General features: G+C 54.4%; 17 protein-coding genes. 8 read left to right on the forward strand and 9 right to left on the reverse strand.

What is annotated here, in order from left to right:
• Positions 1–62: 62 nt before the first annotated feature.
• Positions 63–1,112, forward strand: coding sequence for an AI-2E family transporter (locus BZK40_RS05735; RefSeq protein ID WP_079934309.1), 1,050 nt, complete (start codon positions 63–65; stop codon positions 1,110–1,112).
• A gap of 62 nt (positions 1,113–1,174) precedes the next feature.
• Positions 1,175–1,765, forward strand: a complete 591-nt coding sequence (acpT, locus tag BZK40_RS05740; RefSeq protein ID WP_003827514.1) for a 4'-phosphopantetheinyl transferase AcpT — start codon at positions 1,175–1,177, stop codon at positions 1,763–1,765.
• Here the strand turns inward: acpT and BZK40_RS05745 are convergent.
• Positions 1,757–2,263: a phenolic acid decarboxylase gene (locus BZK40_RS05745; protein ID WP_079934310.1), complete on the reverse strand. Its 507-nt coding sequence runs from the start codon at positions 2,261–2,263 to the stop codon at positions 1,757–1,759. The two genes, acpT and BZK40_RS05745, sit on opposite strands and share 9 nt — an antisense overlap.
• Positions 2,264–2,362: 99 nt before the next feature.
• On the opposite strand from BZK40_RS05745, the gene BZK40_RS05750 reads away from it, so the two are divergent.
• Together BZK40_RS05750 and nikR are read left to right on the forward strand one after the other, a co-directional pair.
• Positions 2,363–3,223 (forward strand): LysR family transcriptional regulator, encoded by an 861-nt coding sequence (locus BZK40_RS05750; RefSeq protein ID WP_079934311.1) that lies wholly within the window; start codon positions 2,363–2,365, stop codon positions 3,221–3,223.
• 91 nt (positions 3,224–3,314) lie between these two features.
• Positions 3,315–3,716: a nickel-responsive transcriptional regulator NikR gene (gene nikR, locus BZK40_RS05755; RefSeq protein ID WP_003827507.1), complete on the forward strand. Its 402-nt coding sequence runs from the start codon at positions 3,315–3,317 to the stop codon at positions 3,714–3,716.
• A 103-nt stretch (positions 3,717–3,819) separates the two neighbouring features.
• Here the strand turns inward: nikR and BZK40_RS05760 are convergent, their stop codons facing one another.
• The 4 genes from BZK40_RS05760 to BZK40_RS05775 all read right to left on the reverse strand — a co-directional run bounded on the left by BZK40_RS05760 (position 3,820) and on the right by BZK40_RS05775 (position 10,352).
• Entirely contained in the window at positions 3,820–4,944 is a 1,125-nt protein-coding gene (locus BZK40_RS05760; protein WP_020996068.1) for an ABC transporter permease, read from the reverse strand.
• Positions 4,944–7,691 carry a ribosome-associated ATPase/putative transporter RbbA gene (gene rbbA, locus BZK40_RS05765; protein ID WP_032945289.1) on the reverse strand — a complete coding sequence of 916 codons (2,748 nt, stop codon included), beginning with the start codon at positions 7,689–7,691 and terminating at the stop codon, positions 4,944–4,946. Before rbbA ends, BZK40_RS05760 begins: the two co-directional genes overlap by 1 nt.
• Positions 7,688–8,755 carry an HlyD family secretion protein gene (locus BZK40_RS05770; RefSeq protein WP_003827499.1) on the reverse strand — a complete coding sequence of 356 codons (1,068 nt, stop codon included), beginning with the start codon at positions 8,753–8,755 and terminating at the stop codon, positions 7,688–7,690. The genes rbbA and BZK40_RS05770 overlap by 4 nt, the downstream gene beginning before the upstream one ends.
• 403 nt (positions 8,756–9,158) lie before the next feature.
• Positions 9,159–10,352: a BaiN/RdsA family NAD(P)/FAD-dependent oxidoreductase gene (locus BZK40_RS05775; protein ID WP_008786394.1), complete on the reverse strand. Its 1,194-nt coding sequence runs from the start codon at positions 10,350–10,352 to the stop codon at positions 9,159–9,161.
• 229 nt (positions 10,353–10,581) lie between these two features.
• On the opposite strand from BZK40_RS05775, the gene pitA reads away from it, so the two are divergent.
• The gene (pitA, locus tag BZK40_RS05780) at positions 10,582–12,081 is read left to right on the forward strand and encodes an inorganic phosphate transporter PitA (protein ID WP_003827471.1); all 1,500 of its coding nucleotides are present in this window, start codon (positions 10,582–10,584) and stop codon (positions 12,079–12,081) included.
• 64 nt (positions 12,082–12,145) lie between these two features.
• Here pitA and uspB read toward each other — a convergent pair whose 3' ends face one another.
• Positions 12,146–12,481, reverse strand: coding sequence for a universal stress protein UspB (gene uspB, locus BZK40_RS05785; RefSeq protein WP_003023371.1), 336 nt, complete (start codon positions 12,479–12,481; stop codon positions 12,146–12,148).
• Positions 12,482–12,874: 393 nt separating this feature from the next.
• Here uspB and uspA point away from each other — a divergent pair, with 393 nt between their 5' ends.
• Together uspA and dtpB are read left to right on the forward strand one after the other, a co-directional pair.
• Complete coding sequence (uspA, locus tag BZK40_RS05790; protein WP_003023368.1) at positions 12,875–13,312, forward strand: universal stress protein UspA; 438 nt, start codon at positions 12,875–12,877, stop codon at positions 13,310–13,312.
• 281 nt (positions 13,313–13,593) lie between these two features.
• Positions 13,594–15,066: a dipeptide/tripeptide permease DtpB gene (gene dtpB, locus BZK40_RS05795; RefSeq protein WP_048215357.1), complete on the forward strand. Its 1,473-nt coding sequence runs from the start codon at positions 13,594–13,596 to the stop codon at positions 15,064–15,066.
• 87 nt (positions 15,067–15,153) lie between these two features.
• On the opposite strand, the gene BZK40_RS05800 is transcribed toward dtpB, so the two are convergent.
• Positions 15,154–15,657, reverse strand: a complete 504-nt coding sequence (locus tag BZK40_RS05800; RefSeq protein ID WP_079934312.1) for an RrF2 family transcriptional regulator — start codon at positions 15,655–15,657, stop codon at positions 15,154–15,156.
• Between the two features lie 231 nt (positions 15,658–15,888).
• Between BZK40_RS05800 and BZK40_RS05805 the strand changes: the two genes are divergently transcribed.
• Positions 15,889–17,088, forward strand: coding sequence for an NAD(P)/FAD-dependent oxidoreductase (locus BZK40_RS05805; RefSeq protein WP_079934313.1), 1,200 nt, complete (start codon positions 15,889–15,891; stop codon positions 17,086–17,088).
• A 238-nt stretch (positions 17,089–17,326) separates the two neighbouring features.
• Here BZK40_RS05805 and rsmJ read toward each other — a convergent pair whose 3' ends face one another.
• Positions 17,327–18,076 (reverse strand): 16S rRNA (guanine(1516)-N(2))-methyltransferase RsmJ, encoded by a 750-nt coding sequence (gene rsmJ / locus BZK40_RS05810; protein ID WP_079934314.1) that lies wholly within the window; start codon positions 18,074–18,076, stop codon positions 17,327–17,329.
• 134 nt (positions 18,077–18,210) lie between these two features.
• The gene (gene prlC / locus BZK40_RS05815) at positions 18,211–20,253 is read right to left on the reverse strand and encodes an oligopeptidase A (RefSeq protein ID WP_095533110.1); all 2,043 of its coding nucleotides are present in this window, start codon (positions 20,251–20,253) and stop codon (positions 18,211–18,213) included.
• Between the last annotated feature and the right edge of the window lie 168 nt (positions 20,254–20,421).

A 20,421-nucleotide genomic window follows, 5' to 3' on the forward strand; every position in this document is an offset into this window, starting at 1 on the left:
TAGGAATATCAGTCGCAAGCCAGCCGCTACACTTAATGCAAAAACGCAAACAGGAAGAAGACATGATAACCACCCAGCCCGATAAAACGGGTTTGCACATTTTGCTCAAACTGGCCGCTCTGGTGGTGATCCTCGCAGGTATCCATGCTGCGGCGGATATCATTGTGCAGCTGCTGCTGGCCCTCTTTTTTGCCATTGTATTGAATCCACTGGTCACCTGGTTTATCCGCCGGGGAGTCGGTCGCCCAATCGCTATTACCTTAGTCGTGGTGGTGATGCTGATCGTTCTTACGGCGTTGGTTGGCGTGCTGGCGTCGTCAATCACTGAATTCATGGACCTGCTGCCAAAATACAATAAGGAGCTAACGCGCAAGGTTCTGTATTTGCAAGAGATGGTGCCTTTTCTGAATCTGCATATGTCCCCGGAACGTATACTGCAACGCATGGACTCTGACAAGCTGATGACCTTCACAACCACGCTGATGACGAGTCTTTCTGGTGCCATGGCCAGCGTCTTTCTGCTGGTGATGACGGTAGTTTTTATGCTGTTTGAGGTGCGTCATGTCCCCTATAAGATGCGTTTTGCGTTGAATAATCCGCAAATCCACATTGCGGGGCTACATCGAGCGCTGAAGGGTGTGTCACACTATCTGGCGCTGAAAACGCTGCTCAGCTTATGGACCGGTGCCATAATCTGGCTGGGACTGGCACTGATGGGGATTCAGTTTGCTCTGATGTGGGGCGTACTGGCATTCCTGTTAAACTACGTGCCCAACATTGGCTCGGTCATTTCCGCCGTCCCGCCCATGATCCAGGCACTGCTTTTTAATGGCATTTACGAATGTCTGTTGGTTGGCGCACTGTTTCTGGTGGTGCATATGGTGATTGGCAATATTCTCGAACCCCGAATGATGGGGCATCGGCTGGGATTATCGACGCTAATCGTCTTCCTCTCTCTGTTGGTATGGGGATGGCTGCTCGGTCCGGTCGGCATGTTGCTCTCCGTGCCGTTAACCAGCGTGTGTAAAATCTGGATGGAAACCACCAAAGGCGGCAGCAAACTGGCGATTTTGCTGGGGCCCGGCAGGCCCAAAAGCCGATTACCGGGATAAACTTGCAAACAGCATGTGAAGAATGATACACAACCCCATTATTACTAAAGGTTAGCCCTAATATGTACCGGATCGTTCTTGGGAAAGTTTCTGTTTTAAGCGCTGGTGCACTGCCTGCCGCACTGAGTGAGCAAGCGCCGCAAGGTGCTCGCCGTGCGCGCTGGCTGGCCGGTCGCGTGCTGCTTTCCCATGCCCTTTCGCCATTACCAGACATCGTCTATGGCGAGCAAGGAAAACCGGCCTTTTCTGCTGACACGCCGCTGTGGTTCAATCTCAGCCACAGCGGTGATGATATCGCCCTGCTGCTCAGCGACGAAGGGGAAGTCGGCTGCGATATAGAAGTCGTTCGCCCGCGCGATAACTGGCAAACGCTGGCAAATACGGTATTCAGTCTTGGTGAGCATGCCGAAGTCGAGGCCGAACGCCCGGAGCAACAGCTGGCGGCGTTCTGGCGCATCTGGACGCGTAAAGAAGCTATCGTGAAACAGCGCGGCGGTAGCGCCTGGCAAATCGTCAGCGTCGACAGTACCGCGCTAACTTCCTCACTCTCCGTCAGCCAGTGCCAGCTCGATACCCTGAGCCTGGCGGTGTGCACCCCCACGCCGTTTACCCTGACAGCAGACGCCGTGCAGCGACTGGAAGCCTTAGCGTAAATTTTCCGGGAAGTTTTTCGGCAGCTCGCTCGCCGCACAGGCAATAACGTCATCATTGTTCGCGCCGCAGTCACGTACGAAAGTGATGGTCGCGAACTCATCAATCACCTCGGTGGGATACGCCGGGCCGGCATCGCGGTACGACATCATCAGCGGAATATGGTCATTCTGGAAGCAGACCGTTTTTTCCGGATTATTGATCACCCAGCGAGGGAAAAAGATGGTGCCGTGAAAGAGTTTGTCACTCAGGTTTACGATCAGGCTGACGTCGGTCCCGGTCGGTTCGGTCCACGAAATTTTATAAACGCTCTCCCCGACCCGCACAATATAGGCCCGCTGATCTTTCACCCAACGATTCCCCACAATACCGCTGTGAATGCGGTAGTCCAGGGTAGTGTCGTTTTTCACGTAGATCTCGTAATTCCAGCCATTATCGTAGGTATAGACCAGATGTTTGCCGACAAATCCGCTTAAATCATGTTTATCAAACGCACTCATATTCGTTCTCCTCTTACTTGATGCGAGGATCTTAACGCTTCAAAAATTGGATGAATAACGCTATGTTTGCATCAAATTCATTCAATTATTAGATGAGTTATGCACAAAACAACCCTCGAGCAGTGGGCCCTATTGGAGAAAGTGGTGGAGCTGGGCAGCTTCGCTAAAGCGGCGGAAGAGACCAACCGTAGCCAGTCTTCGGTAAGCTACAATCTGGCACTGTTACAGGAGCGACTTGGCGTAACGCTGCTGACCCCGGAAGGGCGCAGGGCTGTCCTGACACCGGCCGGAGAGCTATTGCTCAATCAGGTCAAACCGCTACTGAAGGCCTTTTTATGGGTGGAAACCCGGGCCGCAACGTTACAAAACGGTACGCGAACGCGGCTGGATTTGATGGTAGATAGCATCTTCCCACGCAAACGCCTGTTTGCCATTCTCAAACAGTTTCAGCAGGCCTGGCCGCAAACGCAGGTGCGTCTGACCGAAGTCCTGGAGAATGGCGATGCTCGACTGGCAGCACATGCCGATGCGGACGTAATGGTCCTGACCCGGCGTCAGGATGTCACCGGACGCGGCGAATGGCTGATGAATATTGACTTCGTGGCCGTGGCCCACCGCGATCACCCACTCTGCATGCTGGATGCGCCGCTGAATGAAGACGCATTACGCGCCTGGCCGCTGATTCGCATTGCCGATCGCGACAACTCACAACAACCGGTGCGCGATGCCTGGACCTTCTCGACCATTGATGCCGCGATTGATGCGGTGATGTATCAGGTCGGTTACGGCTGGCTGCCTGAGGAACGTATTCAGACGCAGCTTGATCAGGGGCTTTTACGCCCACTGCCGTTAAGCCATGGTGCTCGCCGCGCCACGCCTTTGCATCTGATCGTTAAAGATACGCTTGCCCCGCTGGATGAACAGGTCAGTACTCTGCTGCGTTTATTGCGAGAGCATTAACCTTTTCCCCGGATGCCGGACGTGTGTTACAAAATACGCTATTCCCCTTACTCCCTGTGCGCCAACGCGCCACATGAAAGGTTAACTGCAGATGCAACGAGTCACCATTACCCTCGATGACGATTTACTGGAAACGCTCGACGGCCTGAGTCAGCGCCGTGGCTACAACAACCGTTCCGAAGCGATCCGCGATATTCTGCGTGGCGCACTGGCGCAGGAAACTACCCTTGAACACGGCACTCAGGGCTTCGCGGTGCTCTCGTATGTTTATGAGCATGAGAAGCGTGATCTGGCCAGCCGCATTGTTTCTACTCAACACCACCACCACGATTTATCGGTCGCCACGCTGCACGTGCACATCAACCATGACGACTGCCTGGAAATCGCCGTGCTAAAAGGCGACATGGGCGATGTACAGCATTTTGCCGATGACGTGATTTCCCAGCGCGGCGTGCGCCACGGCCATCTACAGTGCCTGCCGAAAGAAGAGTAATTGCCTGTTTCGTTGCCGGATGCCGGATGGCGGCTACGCCTTATCCGGCCTACGTCCGTTATACTTTGTAGGCCAGGTAAGCGAAGCGCCCCGGCAATAATGATTACGCCATCGTACCAATCGTCTTTCTGAAACGCAGCAGTGCTATCAGGAAGAACGCGCTGCCAATCGCCAGCAGCGTCAGAAACTGCGGCCAGACAATGCTAAACCCGGCGCCGCGGTAAAGTATCGCCTGCGCGAGACTGACGAAATGGGTAGTCGGCATGGTCAGCATAATGTCCTGCACCGCCTGCGGCATGCTTTCACGCGGTGTGGAGCCACCTGAGAGCATCTGTAACGGCAGCAGCACCAGAATCATCAGCAGCCCCAGCTGCGGCATGGAGCGCGCCAGCGTGCCCATAAAAATGCCGATCGAGGTGGTGGCGAACAGGCTCAGCGCCACGCCCAGCATAAACAACGGTATCGAACCTTCAATCGGCACCCCGAGCACGCCTTTTACCATCAGCATCAGCGACAGACCGGAAACCACCAGCACCACCAGCCCCATCGACCAGATTTTTGCCATCATGATCTCAAACGGCGTCACCGGCATCACCAGCAGATGTTCAATGGTCCCGTGCTCGCGTTCGCGGATCAACGCCGAACCGGTCAGCACAATCGCCAACATAGTGATGTTGTTGATAATCGCCATCACCGCGCCAAAGCGGGCGGGTTCCAGATTAGGGTTAAAGCGCATGCGCATTTCCAGCGCCACCGGCGGCTCATTGTTATCGCGGTAACGCGCCACAAAGCTGTTCACCTCGCCGCTGATGATATTCTGGATATAGCTGTTGCCGGTAAACGCCTGGCTCATGCGCGTGGCATCGACGTTAACCTGTATATCCGGTTGTCGTCCGGCCAGCACATCACGCTGAAAATCAGGCGGAATGTTTACGGCGAAGGTATAGCGCCCGGCGTCCAGCCCGGCATCCATTTCATCGGCAGTGATCATCTCCGGCGGTAAAAACCACGGGCGATAAAAGCTGTTCACAATCCGATTCGACAACTGCGACTGGTCCATATCGGCAATAGCAATCGGTGCCAGATGCAGCGAACCCGGCAGGACGGTCGCGGAAGAATAAACCGAAATCGTGAAGGCGAAGACGATCAGCGTCAGCATCGCTTTGTCACCCAGCAGGCTGCGCAACTCTTTGATGCCGAGGTTATAAATATTGCGTAATCGGCGCATCACCCCTCCTGTTTTTTCAGCAGTAATACGCTCAGACCAATCACCACCGGAATGGCTACCGCCAGCGGAATAAACAGCTGCCAGAGATCGGTCAGATCCAACGCTTTAGAGAACGTTCCACGCGCGATGGTCAGAAAATGGCTGGTCGGATAAATTTCACCAATCCACCGACCCGGCCCTTCCAGCGAGGCAACTGGATCGATCATTCCGGAAAACTGCGTCGCCGGGATCAGCGTAATAATCGCCGTACCAAAAATGGCCGCGATCTGGCTTTTCATAAACGTGGAGATTAACAGCCCCAGCCCGGTGGCAATGGTGACGTACAGCAGCGCAGCCAGCGTCAGGGTCACAAAGCTCCCCTTATGCGGAACGCCGAATACAAACACCGACAGCGCGCACAACAGCAGGAAGTTCAGCATGCCCAGCACGATGTACGGCAACTGTTTGCCGAGTAAAAACTCGCTGCGGGTCGTGGGCGTAACGTACAGATTGATAATCGACCCCAGCTCTTTCTCACGCACCACGCTGAGGGCGCTGAGCATGGAGGGGATCATCATCAACAGCAGTGGGATCACTGCCGGAACAATCGCCGGCAGGCTCTTCACATCCGGGTTGTAACGATAGCGAGTTTCAATGGTCATCAGCCCGTTTTGCCCGCTGGCATTTGGCTGGCGCGCCATCACATCCTGCAGCCAGGTCTGGTGCATCGCCTGCACGTAACCCCTGACCGTTTCAGCGCGGCTTGGCATTGCGCCATCGACCCAGACGCCAATCTTCACCGGCGTTCCACGCGCGATGTCGCGGCCAAAATTTGGCGGAATTTCAATTGCTACCGCAACTTCGCCTGAACGCATCCGTTTGTCCAGCTCGTCATAACTGGTGAGCGGCGGTTGTTCGATAAAATAGCGCGATCCCGCCAGATTCAGCGTCCACGCCTGGCTGCTGACGGTCTGGTCGCGGTCGAGCACCGAAAAACGCAGGTTTTCCACATCCATGCTGATGCCGTAGCCCATGATAAGCATCAGGATCACCGTGCCCATCAGCGCCAGCGTGGAGCGTACCGGATCGCGCCGTAGTTCCAGCGCTTCACGGCGGCTGTAGCTGAATAAGCGCCGCAGGCTAAAACCTTGCCGCGGCGGCTTACTGTTTTCATGCACTGTCGGGACATTGGCTGGCGCTAACTGAGTTTCCGGCGCCGGGCCTGCCGCTTCCTGCAACCAGGAGATAAACGCCTCTTCCAGACTGGCAGCTCCACGCTGTTTCACCAGTTCCTGCGGCGTACCGCTGGCCAGTACTTTTCCGGCGTGCATCAGCGACATGCGGTCGCAGCGCTCCGCTTCGTTCATAAAGTGGGTGGAGATAAAAATGGTCACTTTGTCCTGGCGCGACAGATCAACCATCAGTTGCCAGAACATATCCCTCGCTACCGGATCGACCCCGGAGGTCGGTTCATCAAGAATGAGCATCTCCGGGCGATGGATCACCGCCACCGCCAGCGACAGGCGTTGACGGATCCCCAACGGCAGCGCACCGGGCAGCGCATCTTCGACATCGGTCAGCGAAAAGCGCTCACTCATCTCCTGCACCCGCCCAGGGATTTCTGCTTCAGGGATATGGAACAGCCGCGCATGTAGTTCGAGGTTTTGCCGGACGGTCAGCTCGCTGTAGAGCGAAAATGCCTGCGACATATAGCCTACCCGGCGGCGGGTATCGATATTCTTCGGATCAACCGCTTGCCCAAACAGCCACGCCTCGCCTTCGCTTGCGGGCAGCAGTCCGGTGAGCATTTTCATGGTGGTGGATTTACCGCAGCCGTTGGAGCCGAGAAAACCGAAGATTTCCCCGCGCGGAATGCGGAAGTTAACGTGGTCCACCGCCACAAATTTACCGAAGCGCATGGTCAGGTTTTTCGCCTCGATGGCAATCTCTTCCTGCTCAGCGTGATACGGCGGGATCACTACCGGTTTATGCGCCTGGCGCTGGGCTTCAGGTAACAGCGCGATAAACGCCTGCTCCAGCGTGTTGCTGTTGGTTTGCTCACGTAGCTGCTGCGCGCTCCCGGTGGCTAACACCTCCCCGGCGTTCATCGCCACCAGCCAGTCAAAGCGCTCGGCTTCTTCCATATAAGCAGTCGCAACCAGCACGCTCATGTTGGTCTGCCGCTGACGAATACTGTTAATCAGATCCCAGAACTGGGCGCGGGACAGCGGGTCGACCCCGGTGGTGGGTTCATCGAGAATTAACAGTTCCGGGTCGTGGATTAACGCGCAGCACAGCCCCAGCTTTTGCTTCATCCCGCCCGAGAGTTTCCCGGCAGGACGGTCACGAAACGGTGCCAATCCGGTGCTATTCAGCAGCTCGGTAATCCGCGCCTCACGCTCCGCTTTGTCATGCCCAAACAAGCGGGCAAAGAAATCGACGTTCTCATATACCGACAGCGTGTGATACAGGTTTTTCCCCAGCCCCTGCGGCATCCAGGCAATGCGCGGGCAGACATCCCGGCGATGTTTTGGGTCGCGCATATCGCCGCCCAGCACCATCACGTTGCCGTGTTCAATGACCCGCGCGCCGGAGATGAGCGACAGCAGGCTCGATTTTCCGACACCATCCGGACCAATCAACCCCACCATACAGCGGGCAGGGATATCCAGCGTGATATTGTTCAGCGCTACCGTTTTCCCGTAATGCTGACTCACGCCGTCAAGGTGCGCCACGGGAGGAACGGGAACCAGCGCCAGATGCGTCATTGCGGCAACCTCACCACCAGGTCGTCAGGCCAGGCGCGACTTTCATCAACACGCACCCACGCCATGCCCGGCAGACCGGTTTTCACGTACTCCAAATGCTGCTGTAACAGCTCTGGCGGGATACGCGCTTTGACGCGAAACATCAGTTTCAGCCGTTCATCGCTGGTTTCGACCGTTTTCGGCGTGAACTGCGCGACGCTAGCCACAAAGCTGATGGTCGCCGGAATACGCAAATCCGGCGCAGCATCTAGCACCAGCCGCGCTTCTCCGCCAATCTTCAGTAAACCAGCCTGTTCGGTTGGCAAGAAGAACGTCATGTAGACATCGCTGAGATCGACCATATTCAGCACGCGACCGCCCGCGGAAAGCACCTCGCCCGGTTCAGCTACGCGGTACTGTACGCGGCCATCGCGCGGGGCTTTCAGCTCGCTGTCATCAATATCAGCCGCAATACGACGTTCGGTAGCCTGCGCGGCTTCTACGCGGGTTTGCGCCTGAATGATACTGGTGCGAGCGGCTTCAATTGCGGCTTTTGCCGCAGAGACCTGCGCCTTTGCGGATTCCAGTGCAGCGCGTGCGCTTTCTGCCGCAGCCCTGTCGTCATCCAGCTGTTGCTCAGACACAGCCCCACGCTGAGATAGCGAACGGGAGCGGACGTGGCGTTTAGAGACCGACTGCAGTTCCGCCTCACGCTGTTTTACCACCGACTGCGCGGCGCGCATTTCACTTTGCCGCTGCTCTAACAGCGCCCGCGCCGCCGCCACCGCACTTTCGGCCTCTTTGATTTGGGCTACCGCTTCCAGCCGCTGCTCCTGCAGCACGCGGGTATCCATTTTCGCCAGCACCTCACCCTGACGAACAAACTGCCCTTCCGACACGAGGATCGTGTCAATTCGCCCGGCAATTTTGGTGGCAATATCCACTTCAGTGGCTTCAATTCTGCCGTTGCTGGCTGCAAACCCCTCCGGTATTCCCGCAGGACGAAGCATCCACCATGCTATCGCGGCCACCACGACCAGGATGCCCGCCACCCACCACATCATATGACGTTTAAACTTATCCATATTCGACCCGCCGTAATCCCTGTTATCAAACGATGCGTGTCACAAAGCCCACTGAACAGCTATTCAGCGGGAGATTCCATCCGGGATAAGAAGGAATGAGAAACAATGGCCAGAGAGCAGACAGGCATGTAAGCAACCTGCACCGCGAAGGAAGTGAATGATGAAAATGCTGTGAAATCGGGTAGTAATGTTGTCATCATCAGCGTTCCTGGCCGGAAATGAAACACGCATACTCATTACTGCTGTCTATTGAATACTAACACCTGGATTCAATATGTCTATTCGGTTGTAGCAGGTATGTTGCAGGAAAAAAATCGTGCCCGGCAATCCATTTACCGGGCAAATTTCACAAGTGAGCTTTATGTAAAACGCAGCGGGTCCACGCTCAACGTATCGTCTTCGCTTATTCAGATACCAAATCCTGCGCGCATGCCCAGGCGCTCGACCATGCCCACTGGAAGTTATAGCCACCCAACCAGCCGGTGACGTCCATCACTTCGCCGATAAAGTAGAGCCCTGGCACTTTGCGGGCTTCCATCGTGCGCGATGACAGCTCGTTGGTATCGACGCCGCCCAACGTGACTTCAGCGGTACGATACCCTTCCGTACCGTTCGGCTGCACCCGCCACTCGGTCAGCGTTTCAACCAGCGTTTGCTGATCGCGCACGTTAAGCTGCTTCAGAGACACGTCAGGAATTTGCCCTAACTGCTGCAAGCATTCCACCAGACGCTTTGGCAACTGCATTGCTAAGGTGTTCTTTAAGCTCTGGTTAGGGTGTGCGCTACGTTGTTCGTCGAGAAAGCTCGCAAGGTCAACATCCGGCAACAAATTAATGCTGACAAATTCGCCTGGCTGCCAAAAACTGGAAATCTGCAAAACAGCTGGACCCGAAAGTCCTCGGTGTGTAAAGAGCAGATTTTCACGAAATACGGTGCCGTCTTCGGCGGTGATAACGGAGGAGACCGACACGCCAGAGAGCACCTGAAGCTGCTCCAGCAGTGGCTTATGCAACGTAAAGGGCACCAGTCCCGCGCGCGTTGGCAACACCTTCAGACCAAACTGTTCGGCAATTTTATAGCCAAACGGCGTTGCCCCCAGACCCGGCATGGAAAGCCCACCGGAAGCGATAACCAGTTTTTTCGTGCCGACCGTCATGCCGTTCAGTTCGAGGGTGAAACCTTCATCATCCTGCACCACGCTCAGGACTTCGCTCCGTAACCGCATAGTTACGTTACCTTTTTCACACTCGTCTACCAGCATATCGACAATTTGCTGAGCGGAATCATCGCAGAACAGCTGACCCAGCGTTTTTTCATGCCAGGCAATACCGTGTTTGCCCACCAGGTCGATAAAATCCCACTGCGTGTAACGCGCCAGTGCCGATTTGCAAAAATGGGGGTTTTGGCTCAAATAGGCGGCCGGTTCGACATAAAGATTGGTAAAGTTGCAGCGTCCCCCGCCAGACATGAGAATCTTGCGTCCTGGCTTTTTACCATTATCAATAAGCAGTACTCGACTACCTGCTTGTCCTGCCTGCGCGGCACAAAACATACCCGCTGCGCCAGCGCCTATAATAACGGTATCAAACCTTTCCACGTTGCGATCCTCTCTAAAAAGCGGGTGTGAATTGTAAAGATTCCTCAGTGGTCGCACCAGCACCAAACTACCGATAAAGGGTATTTAACTGAAATATATAGGATAATTCTTTAGTGGTGTAAAACAAAGCAGGAGACAAATCAAAAAAACTCTATATTTCACTTTGCCCGCGCCGCCAAAGTCACTGATAATGCGCCGCGTTCATGTCCTCAAAATGGCGTAACGTCCTATGCTACATTTGTTTGCTGGCCTGGATTTACATACCGGGCTTTTACTATTGCTTGCTCTGGCTTTTGTGCTGTTCTACGAAGCAATTAACGGCTTCCATGACACAGCCAATGCTGTCGCAACCGTGATCTATACCCGTGCAATGCGTTCGCAATTGGCGGTGGTCATGGCTGCGTTGTTCAACTTCTTTGGTGTTTTGCTGGGTGGTCTCAGCGTGGCGTATGCCATCGTGCATATGCTACCAACGGATCTGCTGCTTAATATGGGATCGTCACATGGCCTTGCCATGGTGTTCTCCATGCTGCTGGCGGCAATTATCTGGAACCTGGGTACCTGGTACTTTGGTTTACCTGCATCCAGCTCCCACACGCTGATTGGCGCCATTATCGGTATTGGTTTAACCAATGCACTGATGACCGGCACCTCAGTGGTGGACGCACTTAACATTCCGAAAGTTATCGGTATTTTTGCTTCGCTTATCATCTCGCCAATTGTTGGTCTGGTGGTTGCAGGCGGTCTTATTTTCATTCTGCGTCGTTACTGGAGCGGTACAAAAAAACGTGCCCGTATCCACCTGACGCCAGCAGAACGTGAAAAGAAAGATGGCAAGAAAAAGCCGCCGTTCTGGACCCGTATCGCACTGATCCTCTCCGCTATCGGCGTAGCGTTCTCTCATGGCGCTAACGACGGGCAGAAAGGCATTGGTCTGGTGATGCTGGTGCTGATTGGCGTAGCGCCTGCAGGCTTCGTGGTGAATATGAATGCTTCCGGTTACGAGATTACCCGTACCCGTGATGCAATCAATAACGTCGAAGTCTTCTTCCAGCAGCGCCCTGACCTGCTTAAACAGGCCACAGGCGTAGACCAGCTGATTCCGTCCCCGACGGACGCGGCACCCGCGACGACGACAGAGTTCCATTGCCACCCGGCGAATACCATCAACGCGCTGGAACGTGCGAAAGGTATGCTGGCGAACCTGGAAACCTACGACAAATTAAGCGTCGAACAGCGTGGTCAGCTGCGCCGTATTATGCTGTGCATCTCTGATACCACCGATAAAGTGGTTAAGCTGCCTGGCGTAAGCGCTGACGATCAGCGTCTGCTGAAAAAACTGAAAGCTGACATGCTGAGCACCATTGAGTACGCGCCTATCTGGATCATTATGGCCGTCGCATTGGCGCTGGGTATTGGTACGATGATTGGCTGGCGTCGCGTTGCCACCACCATCGGCGAGAAAATCGGTAAGAAAGGCATGACTTATGCACAGGGGATGTCGGCGCAGATGACCGCCGCAGTCTCTATCGGTCTCGCCAGCTACACCGGTATGCCCGTTTCCACCACCCACGTTCTCTCTTCTTCCGTTGCGGGGACGATGGTTGTTGATGGCGGCGGATTGCAGCGTAAAACGGTAACCAGCATTCTGATGGCCTGGGTCTTCACCCTGCCGGCTGCGATTATTCTTTCCGGGGTGCTGTACTGGCTCTCCCTGAAGCTTATCTAAGCGAATGCACGGTAAAAAAGCGGGTCAGGAAGCTGACCCGCTTTTTTTGTATCTGTTGTTGGCATCAGTGCCAGATAATCAGCGCAACCATGCTGATTAGCACCAGGCCGCATAGCGCGCTGGTGAGAATGAACTGACCTCGAACCCGCTCACAGCGGCGAATAAATTCATCATCATGATGATCGCGGTAACGCTGAGCGTAGATATACCACACCAGACGCATCTGCTTGTTCGGTTGCCCATGCGAGGTAAAAAAGCCCCCTCCATCTACATACTGGTAAAGTAATGGATCGCAACCACGAAGTACCACTAACAGTGCGCGTAGCGAAGAAAAATAGCGCGCCATATTAACAATGCAAACGACACATAAAGCCCAGAATAATGCAATGGTGCTTATCATACCTCCTCCCCGGCGACCCGCCCACGGAACTCCTTTCCGGGACTACCGCTCCCCGATACCCTGCCAAACCATTCAATGAAGAGTGCAGCCGAAACCGTTCGTGTTAGTATCACGCATCCGAACGCCTCTTTAGATAGTGTAGGAGATTAGTTAATTTTTTTGCCATAAGGTTAATCGCTATCAATGCAATTAACTAAAAAATTTGTTTAACTATTTGGCAAGCAAGGCGGATTGACGGATTATCCTGGTCGCTATAATGTAAGGATAGTCCTTATATGGTACGTTTTTTACGACTGGGCTAGCCCCGCGCACAAGGTTCGCAGGACGCGGATGACGCGGCGGCATATAACGCCAGCAGGCTAGTCATCGACAACTTATGGAAGGAGTAACACTATGGCTTATAAACACATTCTTATCGCGGTTGATCTTTCTCCGGAAAGCAAAGTTCTGGTTGAAAAAGCGGTTTCTATGGCGCGACCTTACAATGCTAAAGTCTCCCTTATCCACGTTGACGTAAACTATTCCGACCTGTACACCGGGCTCATCGACGTGAATCTGGGCGACATGCAGAAACGCATTTCTGAAGAAACCCACCACGCGTTAACCGAGCTGTCCACCAATGCAGGCTACCCTATCACCGAAACCCTGAGCGGTAGCGGCGACCTGGGTCAGGTTCTGGTTGATGCCATCAAAAAATACGACATGGATCTGGTCGTCTGTGGTCACCACCAGGATTTCTGGAGCAAACTGATGTCCTCCGCGCGCCAACTGATCAACACCGTCCACGTCGACATGTTGATTGTTCCGCTGCGTGACGACGAAGAAGCATAAAATGCTTGCCGCCGGAAGTTAACCCGGCCCACTGCAAGTCGTTAAGCCTGTAAACGCCCGCCTTCGCGGGCGTTTTTGTTTTTATCATTCGGTCACAATTAGTACATCAATCCAACAAACAAATCATAATTAGTGTGATCAACTAATTGGATCGAAAACTATCTCTATAATACTCTACCCTTGCGGCCAATAACCGCAGTCTATAACAAAATAAGACTTTTTCGGCGCGTTTAAGCATACGCGTTCATACTTTTCGGGATGGCTTTGAAAGGCGATGGAATATGAATAAAACTGCACCTACGGGCTTGCTGCAGCAACCTCGTCCGTTCTTCATGATCTTCTTTGTGGAATTATGGGAACGATTTGGCTATTACGGCGTACAGGGCATCCTGGCGGTATTTTTTGTTAAGCAGCTCGGATTTTCACAAGAACAGGCATTTGTCACCTTTGGTGCCTTTGCCGCACTAGTTTACGGCCTGATCTCGATCGGCGGCTACGTCGGCGACCACCTGTTAGGCACCAAGCGCACGCTGGTACTCGGTGCCATTGTGCTGGCAATCGGCTACTTCATGACCGGGATGTCGCTGCTTAAGCCGGATCTGATCTTTATTGCTTTGGGTACCATTGCCGTTGGTAACGGGCTATTTAAAGCCAACCCGGCAAGCCTGCTGTCAAAATGTTATCCCCCGAAAGACGCCCGTCTGGACGGTGCTTTCACCCTGTTTTATATGTCGATTAACATCGGTTCGCTGCTGTCACTGTCGCTGGCGCCGGTGATTGCCGATAAGTTTGGCTACGCTGTGACTTACAACCTGTGCGGAGCCGGACTAATCGTCGCGCTGTTGGTATACTTTGCCTGCCGCGGAATGGTGAAAAATATCGGCTCTGAGCCAGACCATAAGCCACTGAACTTCCGTAACCTGCTGTACGTGCTGGCCGGTACGGTAGTGATGGTATTTATCTGCGCCTGGCTGATGCACAACGTGCAGATTGCCAACCTGGTGCTGATCGTCCTGTCGATTGCCGTGACCATCATCTTCTTCCGTCAGGCATTCAAACTGGATAAAACCGGGCGCAACAAGATGTTCGTGGCCTTTATCCTGATGCTGGAAGCGGTGGTGTTCTACGTGCTGTACGCGCAGATGCCGACATCGCTAAACTTCTTTGCGATCAATAACGTACACCATGAAATTCTTGGTTTCGCCATCAACCCGGTGAGCTTCCAGGCGCTGAACCCGTTCTGGGTGGTACTGGCGAGTCCGGTACTGGCCGCAATCTATACCCGTCTGGGCAACAAAGGCAAAGATCTGACCATGCCGATGAAATTTACGCTCGGTATGTTCCTGTGCTCATTGGGCTTCCTGACGGCCGCCGCTGCCGGGATGTGGTTTGCCGATGCACAAGGGCTGACGTCGCCGTGGTTTATCGTGCTGGTGTATCTGTTCCAGAGCCTGGGTGAACTGCTGATTAGCGCCCTGGGACTGGCTATGGTCGCCGCTCTCGTGCCACAACACCTGATGGGCTTCATTCTTGGGATGTGGTTCCTGACACAGGCCGCAGCCTTCCTGATGGGGGGTTATGTCGCTACGTTCACCGCCGTACCAGAGAACATCACCGACCCGCTGCAAACGCTGCCTATCTATACCAACGTCTTCAGTAAGATTGGCCTTGTCACCCTGGCCGTAACAGTTGTTATGGCGATTATGGTGCCATGGCTGAACCGCATGATTAATACGCCGAGTACCGAGCAATAACCTTCAGTGCCGGATGGCGGCTATTGCCCCTATCCGGCCTACATTCAACATGCCCGATCGCCTTGCGCTATCGGGCATTTTCACTCACTACCCTTTACGCGTGTCTATCCACTCCTGCACTTCCACCACAAAAGTGTCCGGTGCTTTACGGTACATTTTGCGCGCCAAGTCCAGAATCGTATGCTGGCCGAGCGCTTCTTCCATTCGCTGCTGAGCCATGTCCATTACCGAACGCACACCACAAATGCCTTCACAGGCCCACTCGGGTGGATGCTCCTCAAATACCGCCAGCCGCTGGCGAATTTCACGACATTCAAAGATGCGCTTATCGCCATCAATAGCATTCACCACATCCAGCACCGTGATGTGTTCAGCGGGTTTAGCTAACTGGAAACCGCCACCTTTGCCTTCAATGCTGCGCACCAGACCCGCTTTGGACAGACGGGTGAAAATTTTTGCCAGATAGTCATACGGTACGCTTTGCAGTTCGGCTATTTCCCGCACGCTCATATCCCGCGCGTCGCCCTTACTGTCGACCATACACATCAGGCTATGAATGCCGTACTCAACTCCCGAACTGTAGAATGCCATTCTCTTATCTCAGCCAAAATGAATCTGAGTTTATTGTAGCTTTTTCATCTCATTCATTCCAGACAGCAAAGTAACCCCTTTTCACAACAGAACTTTAAATTCATATTTATCAATCAGATAATCAAAAAACATCACCCTTTGAGGCAAAAAGGATCTCGATCGCATTGCAATTCCTAACTACGACAAATAAAATCCGAGTAAATAATTCGTAGTCACCAGTGAGAAAACCCAATGCGTAAACAAATTCTGATCGTGGGCGCCGGCTTTGCCGGTATGTGGGCAGCATTAAGCGCCGCACGACTGGCGGATAAACATCAGCAGGCAATTGATATTACAGTAATTGCGCCACAACCGGAGCTGCGTGTCCGCCCACGCTTTTATGAAAGCGCCGTTCATACGCTGGTCGCACCACTGCAACCGTTGTTTGACGTTACCGGCGTCAACTTCCTGCAAGGTCACGTCGAGCAAATCCACCCGGACTCTAAAGAGGTGAGCTGGAAAGATGCCAACGGTGACACTCATCTGCGTCGCTATGACCGCCTGGTGCTCGCCAGCGGAAGTCACGTAAACCGCGACGCCGTCGCCGGTGCTGCCGAGCACGCGTTTGACCTCGACCAACTCGAGAGCGCCGCTGTACTGGAGCAGCACATTAATAATCTGGCATTACAACCGGAAAGTGAGGCTCGTAATACCGTGGTGGTCTGTGGTGGTGGTTTCACCGGGATAGAGATGGCGCTGGAATTACCGGGTCGTTTGCGCGAAATATTGGGCGCTGATGCTAAGACCAGAGTTGTCGTAGTTGAACGCGGTGCTCAGCCGGGCGGACGCTGGAGCCAGGAATTACGTGACGTGATTATCGAAGCCTCTGCTGAACTGGGCGTCGAGTGGCTGGTCAATGCGGAAGTAGAGTGTGTGGATGCCTCCGGCGTCACGCTGAAAGATGGGCAGGTGATTGCCTCTCAGACGGTTATCTGGACCGTCGGCGTGCAGGCTAATAACCTGACAGCACAGATTAATGCCCCGCGCGATCGCCAGGGCCGTCTGCATGTGAATGCTAATCTGCAGGTTGTGGGTCACGATGATATCTACGCCACTGGCGATGTGGCCTATGCCGCCACCGACGACAAAGGCAACCATGCGTTAATGACCTGTCAGCACGCTATTTTGTTGGGTAAATTTGCCGGTAATAACGCTGCGGCAGATCTGTTGGACGTAGCGCCATTGCCATATCGTCAGGAAAACTACGTCACCTGCCTGGATCTTGGTGCCTGGGGTGCGGTATATAGCGAAGGATGGGATCAGCAGGTGAAACTGACGCGCGCAGAAGCGAAGAAGCTGAAGGTGTCGATTGTCAGCGAGCTGATTTACCCACCGAAAGCAGACCGAGCAGTAGCATTTGAGATTGCCGACCCGCTGGCACCGTTTGTTTAATAGGTTATGCCGGATGCGGCCTACAAAGACACGCTGCCGTAGGCCTGATAAGCGTAGCGCATCAGGCAGTTCAGCGCACCAAGTCGGATGCGACCTACAAAGACACGCTGTCGTAGGCCTGATAAGCGTAGCGCATCAGGCAGTTCAGCGCACCAAGCCGGATGCGGCCTACAAAGACACGCTGCCGTAGGCCTGATAAGCGCAGCGCATCAGGCAGCACAGCGCACAGATCTACAAACTATGCTGTCCCAGCGTAGATATCAAACCGATGCCCTTTCGTCACTACCGCGTTCGGCGTGGCGACATCCGCCAGCGGCGGCGCGTAATCTGGGCGCTTCACCACCACACGTTTGGTGGCCAACTGACGCGCAGGCTCCAGCAGCCCATCCGCATCTAAATCCGGCCCCACCAGCGACTGAAACACCCGCATCTCTTTTTTCACCAGCGCGCTTTTCTGCTTATGTGGAAACATCGGATCGAGGTACACCACCTGCGGGCGCGGCATGATATCGGTTAACGCCGTCAGGCTCGACGCATGGATCAGCTGTAAACGTTCCTGCAGCCACGGACCGATTTCCGGGTCGGCATAGCCGCGCGCCAGGCCATCATCAAGCAGCGCCGCCACTACCGGATTACGTTCCAGCATTCGTACGCGGCAGCCTACCGAGGCCAGTACAAACGCATCGCGCCCCAGCCCTGCGGTTGCATCGACCACATCCGGCAGGTAATCGCCTTTAATGCCAACCGCCTTCGCCACCGCTTCACCGCGTCCACCGCCAAATTTGCGCCGATGGGCCATCGCACCGCCCACGAAATCCACGAAGATACCGCCGAGTTTGGGTTCATCACGTTTGCGCAGTTCCAGATGTTCCGGCGTCATCACCAGCGCCATCAGGTTATCTTCATCGTGTTCCAGTCCCCAGCGGGCGGCAAGAACAGATAAGGCGCCGTCTCCGGCGCCTGTTTCATCTACTAAGCAGATTTTCAATTCCGCTTTACCCTAAATAATTCGAGTTGCATCAAGACAACAAGTGAAGGAATCCCTGGGAACGTACAAATAGTACGTGACCAGGGTGAGTGAGCGCAGTTGCCGAAGAGGCAGCTTGAAGTATGACGGGTAAATCAGCCTTTGATCCCGTAATGCTCCAGCATTGCATCCAGCTGTGGCTCGCGGCCACGGAAGCGCTTGAACAGTTCCATCGGCTCTTCAGAACCGCCACGGGTGAGGATGTTATCGAGGAACGATTGTCCGGTCTGACGGTTGAAAATCCCTTCATCTTCGAAGCGAGAGAAGGCATCTGCCGCCAGTACGTCTGCCCACAGATAGCTGTAGTAACCCGCTGCGTAGCCACCAGCAAAAATGTGGCTGAAGGCATGCGGGAAGCGGCCCCACGTTGGGCCCGGCACCACGGCGACCTGTTTTTTAATTTCCGCCAGCGTCTCGAGGATTTTAGCCCCTTGCTGCGGGTTAAACTCCGCGTGCAGACGGAAATCAAACAGACCGAACTCCAGTTGACGCAGAATAAACAGCGCTGCCTGGTAGTTTTTCGCCGCCAGCATTTTATCCAGCAGTTCCTTCGGCAGCGGCTCACCGGTCTCAAAGTGACCAGAGATAAACGCCAACGCTTCCGGCTCCCAACACCAGTTCTCCATAAACTGGCTCGGCAGTTCGACCGCATCCCATGGCACACCGTTGATACCTGAAACGCCCGCGGTTTCGACACGGGTCAGCATATGGTGCAGACCGTGGCCGAACTCGTGGAACAGGGTGATCACTTCGTCGTGGGTGAACAGCGCCGGTTTGCCGTTCACCGGACGGTTAAAGTTACAGGTCAGGTAAGCGACCGGCTTTTGCAATGTGCCGTCTGCCTTACGCATCTGGCCGACACAGTCGTCCATCCACGCCCCGCCGCGTTTGTGTTCACGGGCATACAGATCAAGATAGAAGCTGCCGCGCAGCTCGTTGTTTTCATCGTACAGCTCGAAGAAACGAACTTCCGGATGCCAGACGTCCACATCGGTGCGCTCTTTGGCGGTGATGCCATAAATACGTTTAACGACTTCAAACAGACCGTTAACGGCTTTGTTTTCCGGGAAGTAAGGACGCAGCTGCTCGTCGCTGATGCTGTAGAGGTGCTGTTTTTGTTTCTCGCTGTAGTAAGCGATATCCCACGGCTGTAGCTCATCAACACCAAATTCCGCTTTCGCGAAGGCGCGCAGCTGAGCCAGCTCTTTCTCACCCTGCGGACGGGCACGTTTCGCCAGGTCGGTCAGGAAGTCGAGTACCTGCTGCGGGTTCTCCGCCATTTTGGTAGCCAGAGATTTAAAGGCGTAGCTTTCAAAGCCCAGCAGTTGTGCCAGTTCGTGGCGCAGCGCGAGGATCTCTTCCATTATCGGGCTGTTGTCCCATTTGCCCGCGTTTGGCCCCTGGTCAGATGCGCGCGTGGAGTATGCACGATACATCTCTTCACGCAGCCCCTGGTTATCACAGTAGGTCATCACCGGCAGGTAGCTTGGGATATCCAGGGTTAACAGATAGCCTTCCTGCTCTTTGGCTTCAGCCTGCGCTTTTGCGGCGGCCAGCGCGCTTTCCGGCATCCCGGCAAGTTCCGCTTCGTCGGTCACCAGCTTGGTCCAGCCCATCGTAGCATCGAGGACGTTATTGCTGTACAGGTTGCCGAGCTCAGACAGGCGGGTGGCAATCTCACCATAGCGCTGCTGTTTTTCCTTCGGCAGACCAATACCAGAAAGCTCAAAATCGCGCAGCGCGTTATCAACCGCTTTTTTCTGTGCGGTGTTCAGGGTGGCGTAATGATCGCCATCACGCAGGTCGCGGTACGCTTTGTACAGGCCTTCATGTTGTCCAACCCAGGTACTGTATTCAGACAGCAGCGGCAGCGTTTGTTCGTAGGCTTCACGCAGTTCCGGGCTGTTTTTCACCGAGTTCAGGTGGCTAACCGGAGAGAAAATACGCCCCAGCACATCGTCAACTTCCGCCAACGGCTGGCAGAGGTTTTCCCAGGTGTACGGCGCGCCCTGTGCGACTACGCGCTCCACATTCTCGCGACAGTCGTTCAACGCCTTAGTGACGGCAGGCACAACGTGCTCTGGCTGAATTTTAGAAAACGGCGGCAGTTCGAAGGGAGTCAGCAATGGATTGGTCATTAGCGCGGTCCTGTTGAAAAGAGTGAATGAAGCGCGTATCCGGCGCTGTGCATATTAATTTGTACAATGGGGTTAAGTGTAGAGGATTTCAATGCTAACCGTGATGGAAAGACGCCCGGTGACGCTGCGCTTACCGGGCCTACGGGTAATCCGTGTCGATCTGCTGTA

The organism is Citrobacter portucalensis (assembly GCF_002042885.1).
GTDB classification, from domain to species: domain Bacteria; phylum Pseudomonadota; class Gammaproteobacteria; order Enterobacterales; family Enterobacteriaceae; genus Citrobacter; species Citrobacter portucalensis.

Bases quoted from the DNA above. Each gene is read 5' to 3' on its own strand.
- BZK40_RS05805 (WP_079934313.1), top strand. From the start codon at position 15,889: ATGCGTAAACAAATTCTGATCGTGGGCGCCGGCTTTGCCGGTATGTGG.
- BZK40_RS05770 (WP_003827499.1), bottom strand. From the start codon at position 8,755: ATGGATAAGTTTAAACGTCATATGATGTGGTGGGTGGCGGGCATCCTG.
- BZK40_RS05750 (WP_079934311.1), top strand. From the start codon at position 2,363: ATGCACAAAACAACCCTCGAGCAGTGGGCCCTATTGGAGAAAGTGGTG.
- BZK40_RS05745 (WP_079934310.1), bottom strand. From the start codon at position 2,263: ATGAGTGCGTTTGATAAACATGATTTAAGCGGATTTGTCGGCAAACAT.
- prlC (WP_095533110.1), bottom strand. From the start codon at position 20,253: ATGACCAATCCATTGCTGACTCCCTTCGAACTGCCGCCGTTTTCTAAA.
- BZK40_RS05735 (WP_079934309.1), top strand. From the start codon at position 63: ATGATAACCACCCAGCCCGATAAAACGGGTTTGCACATTTTGCTCAAA.
- BZK40_RS05800 (WP_079934312.1), bottom strand. From the start codon at position 15,657: ATGGCATTCTACAGTTCGGGAGTTGAGTACGGCATTCATAGCCTGATG.
- dtpB (WP_048215357.1), top strand. From the start codon at position 13,594: ATGAATAAAACTGCACCTACGGGCTTGCTGCAGCAACCTCGTCCGTTC.
- BZK40_RS05760 (WP_020996068.1), bottom strand. From the start codon at position 4,944: ATGCGCCGATTACGCAATATTTATAACCTCGGCATCAAAGAGTTGCGC.
- pitA (WP_003827471.1), top strand. From the start codon at position 10,582: ATGCTACATTTGTTTGCTGGCCTGGATTTACATACCGGGCTTTTACTA.
- nikR (WP_003827507.1), top strand. From the start codon at position 3,315: ATGCAACGAGTCACCATTACCCTCGATGACGATTTACTGGAAACGCTC.
- acpT (WP_003827514.1), top strand. From the start codon at position 1,175: ATGTACCGGATCGTTCTTGGGAAAGTTTCTGTTTTAAGCGCTGGTGCA.
- rbbA (WP_032945289.1), bottom strand. From the start codon at position 7,691: ATGACGCATCTGGCGCTGGTTCCCGTTCCTCCCGTGGCGCACCTTGAC.
- uspA (WP_003023368.1), top strand. From the start codon at position 12,875: ATGGCTTATAAACACATTCTTATCGCGGTTGATCTTTCTCCGGAAAGC.
- uspB (WP_003023371.1), bottom strand. From the start codon at position 12,481: ATGATAAGCACCATTGCATTATTCTGGGCTTTATGTGTCGTTTGCATT.